Source organism: Streptomyces sp. NBC_00210 (genome assembly GCF_045160975.1).
GTDB lineage: Bacteria > Actinomycetota > Actinomycetes > Streptomycetales > Streptomycetaceae > Streptomyces.
This window is the reverse complement of record NZ_CP108120.1, coordinates 2,363,596-2,370,000: the sequence shown is the minus strand read 5'-3', so window position 1 is coordinate 2,370,000 and position 6,405 is coordinate 2,363,596. Positions and strand designations below refer to the sequence as shown.

Genomic DNA, 6,405 nt, shown 5'->3' with positions numbered 1-6,405 from the left:
GCCAAGTTTTTAAGGGCGCACGGTGGATGCCTTGGCACCAGGAACCGATGAAGGACGTGGGAGGCCACGATAGTCCCCGGGGAGCCGTCAACCAGGCTTTGATCCGGGGGTTTCCGAATGGGGAAACCCGGCAGTCGTCATGGGCTGTCACCCGCTGCTGAACACATAGGCAGTGTGGAGGGAACGAGGGGAAGTGAAACATCTCAGTACCCTCAGGAAGAGAAAACAACCGTGATTCCGGGAGTAGTGGCGAGCGAAACCGGATGAGGCCAAACCGTATGCGTGTGATACCCGGCAGGGGTTGCGCATGCGGGGTTGTGGGATCTCTCTTTCACAGTCTGCCGGCTGTGAGACGAGTCAGAAACCGTATAGATAGGCGAAGGACATGCGAAAGGTCCGGCGTAGAGGGTAAGACCCCCGTAGCTGAAATCTATGCGGCTCGTTTGAGAGACACCCAAGTAGCACGGGGCCCGAGAAATCCCGTGTGAATCTGGCGGGACCACCCGTTAAGCCTAAATATTCCCTGGTGACCGATAGCGGATAGTACCGTGAGGGAATGGTGAAAAGTACCGCGGGAGCGGAGTGAAATAGTACCTGAAACCGTGTGCCTACAAGCCGTGGGAGCGTCGCTGTTGTTCTTCGGAACAGCAGTCGTGACTGCGTGCCTTTTGAAGAATGAGCCTGCGAGTTTGCGGTGTGTTGCGAGGTTAACCCGTGTGGGGAAGCCGTAGCGAAAGCGAGTCCGAACAGGGCGGTTTAGTAGCGCGCTCAAGACCCGAAGCGGAGTGATCTAGCCATGGGCAGGTTGAAGCGGAGGTAAGACTTCGTGGAGGACCGAACCCACCAGGGTTGAAAACCTGGGGGATGACCTGTGGTTAGGGGTGAAAGGCCAATCAAACTCCGTGATAGCTGGTTCTCCCCGAAATGCATTTAGGTGCAGCGTCGTGTGTTTCTTGCCGGAGGTAGAGCACTGGATAGGCGATGGGCCCTACCGGGTTACTGACCTTAGCCAAACTCCGAATGCCGGTAAGTGAGAGCGCGGCAGTGAGACTGTGGGGGATAAGCTCCATGGTCGAGAGGGAAACAGCCCAGAGCATCGACTAAGGCCCCTAAGCGTACGCTAAGTGGGAAAGGATGTGGAGTCGCAGAGACAACCAGGAGGTTGGCTTAGAAGCAGCCACCCTTGAAAGAGTGCGTAATAGCTCACTGGTCAAGTGATTCCGCGCCGACAATGTAGCGGGGCTCAAGCGTACCGCCGAAGTCGTGTCATTCCAGCATGAGGGCCAACGCCCGCTGGGATGGGTAGGGGAGCGTCGTGTGCCGGGTGAAGCAGCCGCGGAAGCGAGTTGTGGACGGTTCACGAGTGAGAATGCAGGCATGAGTAGCGATACACACGTGAGAAACGTGTGCGCCGATTGACTAAGGGTTCCTGGGTCAAGCTGATCTGCCCAGGGTAAGTCGGGACCTAAGGCGAGGCCGACAGGCGTAGTCGATGGACAACCGGTTGATATTCCGGTACCCGCTTTGAAACGCCCAGTATCGAGCCCATTAATGCTAAGGCCGTGAAGCCGTCCTGGAGCCTTCGGGTGAAGGGGAGTGGTGGAGCCGCCGGTCCAAGGTGGTAGTAGGTAAGCGATGGGGTGACGCAGGAAGGTAGTCCAGCCCGGGCGGTGGTTGTCCCGGGGTAAGGGTGTAGGCCGTGTGATAGGCAAATCCGTCACACATTGAGGCTGAGACCTGATGCCGAGCCGATTGTGGTGAAGTGGATGATCCTATGCTGTCGAGAAAAGCCTCTAGCGAGTTTCATGGCGGCCCGTACCCTAAACCGACTCAGGTGGTCAGGTAGAGAATACCGAGGCGTTCGGGTGAACTATGGTTAAGGAACTCGGCAAAATGCCCCCGTAACTTCGGGAGAAGGGGGGCCATCACTGGTGATCCGATTTACTCGGTGAGCTGGGGGTGGCCGCAGAGACCAGCGAGAAGCGACTGTTTACTAAAAACACAGGTCCGTGCGAAGCCGTAAGGCGATGTATACGGACTGACGCCTGCCCGGTGCTGGAACGTTAAGGGGACCGGTTAGTCACATTTCGGTGTGGCGAAGCTGAGAACTTAAGCGCCAGTAAACGGCGGTGGTAACTATAACCATCCTAAGGTAGCGAAATTCCTTGTCGGGTAAGTTCCGACCTGCACGAATGGCGTAACGACTTCTCGACTGTCTCAACCATAGGCCCGGTGAAATTGCACTACGAGTAAAGATGCTCGTTTCGCGCAGCAGGACGGAAAGACCCCGGGACCTTTACTACAGTTTGATATTGGTGTTCGGTTCGGCTTGTGTAGGATAGGTGGGAGACTGTGAAGCTTGGACGCCAGTTCAGGTGGAGTCGTCGTTGAAATACCACTCTGGTCGTGCTGGATGTCTAACCTGGGTCCGTGATCCGGATCAGGGACAGTGTCTGATGGGTAGTTTAACTGGGGCGGTTGCCTCCCAAAGGGTAACGGAGGCGCCCAAAGGTTCCCTCAGCCTGGTTGGCAATCAGGTGTTGAGTGTAAGTGCACAAGGGAGCTTGACTGTGAGACCGACGGGTCGAGCAGGGACGAAAGTCGGGACTAGTGATCCGGCGGTGGCTTGTGGAAGCGCCGTCGCTCAACGGATAAAAGGTACCCCGGGGATAACAGGCTGATCTTCCCCAAGAGTCCATATCGACGGGATGGTTTGGCACCTCGATGTCGGCTCGTCGCATCCTGGGGCTGGAGTCGGTCCCAAGGGTTGGGCTGTTCGCCCATTAAAGCGGTACGCGAGCTGGGTTTAGAACGTCGTGAGACAGTTCGGTCCCTATCCGCTGTGCGCGTAGGAGTCTTGAGAAGGGCTGTCCCTAGTACGAGAGGACCGGGACGGACGAACCTCTGGTGTGCCAGTTGTCCTGCCAAGGGCATGGCTGGTTGGCTACGTTCGGAAAGGATAACCGCTGAAAGCATCTAAGCGGGAAGCCTGCTTCGAGATGAGGACTCCCACCCCCTTTGAGGGGTTAAGGCTCCCAGTAGACGACTGGGTTGATAGGCCAGATGTGGAAGCCCTGTAAGGGGTGGAGCTGACTGGTACTAATAGGCCGAGGGCTTGTCCTCAGTTGCTCGCGTCCACTGTGTATGTTCTGAAGTAACGAACTCGCCTTTTGGCCGGCTGGAGTTCAATATTTTCATAGAGTTTCGGTGGTCATTGCGTTAGGGAAACGCCCGGTTACATTCCGAACCCGGAAGCTAAGCCTTTCAGCGCCGATGGTACTGCAGGGGGGACCCTGTGGGAGAGTAGGACACCGCCGAACAATTATTGTGGGAAAGCCCCGCACCTTCTGGTGCGGGGCTTTTCTGCGTTCAGAGGCCGGCGCCGGCCTCCAAGTGGTCGCTGCCGGGGGCCGCTTGGAGTGGTCTGGTGGGCGGTCCGTTGGAACTGGTTTGCTGGAAACGGTCGGAGGGGATGGTTCGAAGCAGCCGTCTGCTCGGGGTACGATCTACCTCGTTGCCGCAGCGCAACAGGCCCCAATAGCTCAGTCGGTAGAGCGTCTCCATGGTAAGGAGAAGGTCTACGGTTCGATTCCGTATTGGGGCTCACCACGAAGAAGGCCCCCGCCAAGTGGCGGGGGCCTTCTTCGTGTTCAGGGCCTGTGGGGCTCGGGTACCCGCATCGCGAGGATCGCCATGTCGTCGGAGGCGGGTTCCGCGGCGAAGCGCTCGACCGCGCGCAGGACGCGGGAGGCGACCGCACCCGCCGTAAGACCTGTGCAGGTGGTGAGGACGTCCATCAGGCCGTCGTCGCCCAGCATGCGGGTGCCCTCACGGCGTTCGGTGACGCCGTCGGTCACGCAGAGGAGTACGTCGCCGGGGTCGAGGGTCACCATCTGCTCGTACAGCTCCAGGTCGTCCATGACGCCGAGGAGCGGCTGCGGCTCCGCCGCCGGTTCCACGCTGCCGTCCTGGCGCAGGCGCAGCGGAAGCGGGTGGCCGGCGCAGACGACCTTGAGGATCGCGCTGCCGTCCTCCTGTGGCCACAACTCGCCATAGAGGAGAGTGAGGAAGCGGCTGCGGGCTCCCTCGTCCAGGATGGCCGCGTTCAGGCGTTCCAGGACCGCGGGGCCGCCGAAGCCCTCGCGGGCGAGCAGGCGCAGGGCATGGCGGGCCAGGCCGGTGACGGCCGCGGCTTCCGGTCCCGTACCGCAGACGTCGCCGATGGCGAAGCCGTACGCGCCGTCGCGGATCGGGAAGAGGTCGTAGAAGTCGCCGCCGACTTCATTGCCTTCGCCGGCCGCGCGGTAGATCACCTCGACCTCGACGCCCGGGATCTGGGGGAGTTCCGGCGGCAGCAGGCTGCGCTGGAGCGACTGGCTGATGGCCATGCGCTCCGAGTACAGCCGCGCGTTGTCGAGGGCGAGGGCCGCCCGGCGGGAGAGGTCCTCGGCGAGTTCCAGGATCTCCTGGCGGAAGTGGTCGTCGGATGGCTTCCCGAGGGTCAGCATGCCGATGACGCGGTTGCGGGCGAACAGCGGCAGGACAACCGTCTCGCCGCCGACCGCCGCGGCCGTGGCGAGGGTGGCGCCGATGCCGGAGGAGACCGGTGGCGATGAGCCGAGGCCGAGTTCGCGCCGGGAAGTGCGCAGCGCCGCCTTGTGGCCGGCCTCGGCGGGCGCGGTCCAGATGCGGGCGCCGGGGGTGGGTACCGGGTCGGGCGGGTCGATCTTGGAGAGAAGGGCCTTGAGGCCGTCGATTCTCTCCTCGTCCTCGTGAAGTACATAGCTGAGATACGGATCTGACGCCTGGTCGGCGATCGTGTAGACGGCGCACCAGGTGGCGAGGGTGGGGACCGTCATCTGGGCCATCAGGGCCAGGGTCTGGTCGCGGTCGAGGGTGCCGGCGAGCAGGTCGGAGGCCTCGACGAGGAAGGAGAGGGAACCTCGGCGCAGCCGTTCCAGTTCGCCGAGGCGGGCGGATTCGACGGCCAGGGCGATACGGTCGGCGGCGAACTGGAGGCGCAGGGCCTCCTCGTTGGAGTAACGGCCCGCGGCCTCGGCGGCGACGCCGAGGGAGCCGGTGAGCCGTCCCTCGACCTTGAGCGGGACGGTGACGACCGAGCGCATGCCGGTGGAGTTGAGCAGGGGCACCGCGCCGGGGACGGCCGTGAGGTCCTCGTGGACGGCGGGCATCCGGGCGGAGCCGTAGCGGCCGCTGCCGGCTTCGACCGGGACGCGGGCGAAGCGCTGGCGGGCCGAGGGCAGGCCGGTGGTGGCCCGTACCTCCAACTCGGTCTCGTCGTCGGTGGCGAGGAGAAGGAAGGCGGCGTCGCCGTCGAGCATGTCGCGGGCGCGTTCGACGGTGCGCTGGAGGAGACCGTCGAGGTCGTCGGGGGCCGGCGAGCCGATGAAGACCTCGAAGGGGTCGACGGCGTGGCTCTCGGCGCCCGTCTCGGTCACGGGGGCGCGCTGCGGGGTCTGCAGGACCGCTCGTTCGTCGTCGCGTACGAGCAGGCAGACGGTGGAGGGTTCGCCGTGCGTGTCCCGTACCCGAAGGTGGGATGCGTACACGGGGATGACGCGGCCGTCGATGCCGCGGATGCCGTAACTGCCCTCCCAGCGGGAGAGCCGGAGCGCCTCGGCGATGCCGGTCCCGATGCCGGGTGTGTGCGGCCAGGCGGCGAAGTCGGTGAGGGGTTTGCCGATGACCTGCTCGGCGGCGAATCCGAAGAGGTGCTCGGCGTCCTCGTTCCAGACGGAGATCGAGCCGGTGCGGTCGATCTGGGCGACGGCCACACGCACGCGCTCGTCGGCGACCGGCAGGAGCGCCGTGGGCAGGACGGGGCCGGCGGAGCGGGTGCCGACCGGCCGCTGCGGGAGGTCGAGTTGGAACCACACCAGCTTGTGGGTGGGGGTGTAGTCGACGCCCCAGCGGGAGGCGAGGGCGGCGCACAGGAGCAGTCCGCGGCCGTTCTCACGGTCGAGGTTGCCGAGTGAACGCCCGGTGCCCTGGATCGGGATCTCGCGCTCGGGGTAGCGGTCGGCGACTTCGACGCGCACACCGTCTTCCGTGCGCAGACACAGGACGTCGGCGGTGGTGCCCGCGTGGATGACGGCGTTGGTGACCAGCTCACTCGTGAGGACGACCGCGTCGTCGACGACATCGGAGTACCCCCACCCCTGGAGGGTGTCGCGGACAAAGGCGCGGGCGGTCGCGACGGACCGTCCGGCTGGGTCGAAGCTGGCAGCCGCCCGCGCGGTGATCACAGCACTCCTCGTACGCGTCTCGACGCCCGGCTCTGCCATGATGCGGCCTGCTCCTCCCGGTGCCCGGTGGTAGTACTCGTTCCGCACCGCCCCCGCCGGGCGGACGGGGCGGTTGGACAGCCGGATGCCAGGTTACTTA

General features: G+C 63.6%; 1 protein-coding gene, 1 tRNA gene and 2 rRNA genes (1 of these 4 only partly in view). 3 read left to right on the top strand and 1 reads right to left on the bottom strand.

Annotated features, from left to right (window positions below; translation table 11 throughout):
• From OG729_RS10580 to OG729_RS10570, 3 genes are all read left to right on the top strand, one after another.
• Positions 1-3,123, top strand: a 23S ribosomal RNA gene (locus OG729_RS10580); it begins 1 nt to the left of the window's first position.
• An 80-nt stretch (positions 3,124-3,203) separates the two neighbouring features.
• A 5S ribosomal RNA gene (gene rrf / locus OG729_RS10575) occupies positions 3,204-3,320 on the top strand.
• A 211-nt stretch (positions 3,321-3,531) separates the two neighbouring features.
• Positions 3,532-3,604, top strand: a tRNA-Thr gene (locus OG729_RS10570).
• Positions 3,605-3,650: 46 nt separating this feature from the next.
• Here OG729_RS10570 and OG729_RS10565 read toward each other — a convergent pair.
• On the bottom strand, positions 3,651-6,305 hold the full coding sequence (locus OG729_RS10565) for a SpoIIE family protein phosphatase (RefSeq protein ID WP_405805717.1): 2,655 nt from the start codon (positions 6,303-6,305) through the stop codon (positions 3,651-3,653).
• Between the last annotated feature and the right edge of the window lie 100 nt (positions 6,306-6,405).

Excerpts from the sequence above, each read along its gene's own strand:
- OG729_RS10565 (WP_405805717.1), bottom strand. The coding sequence starts at position 6,305 with ATGGCAGAGCCGGGCGTCGAGACGCGTACGAGGAGTGCTGTGATCACC.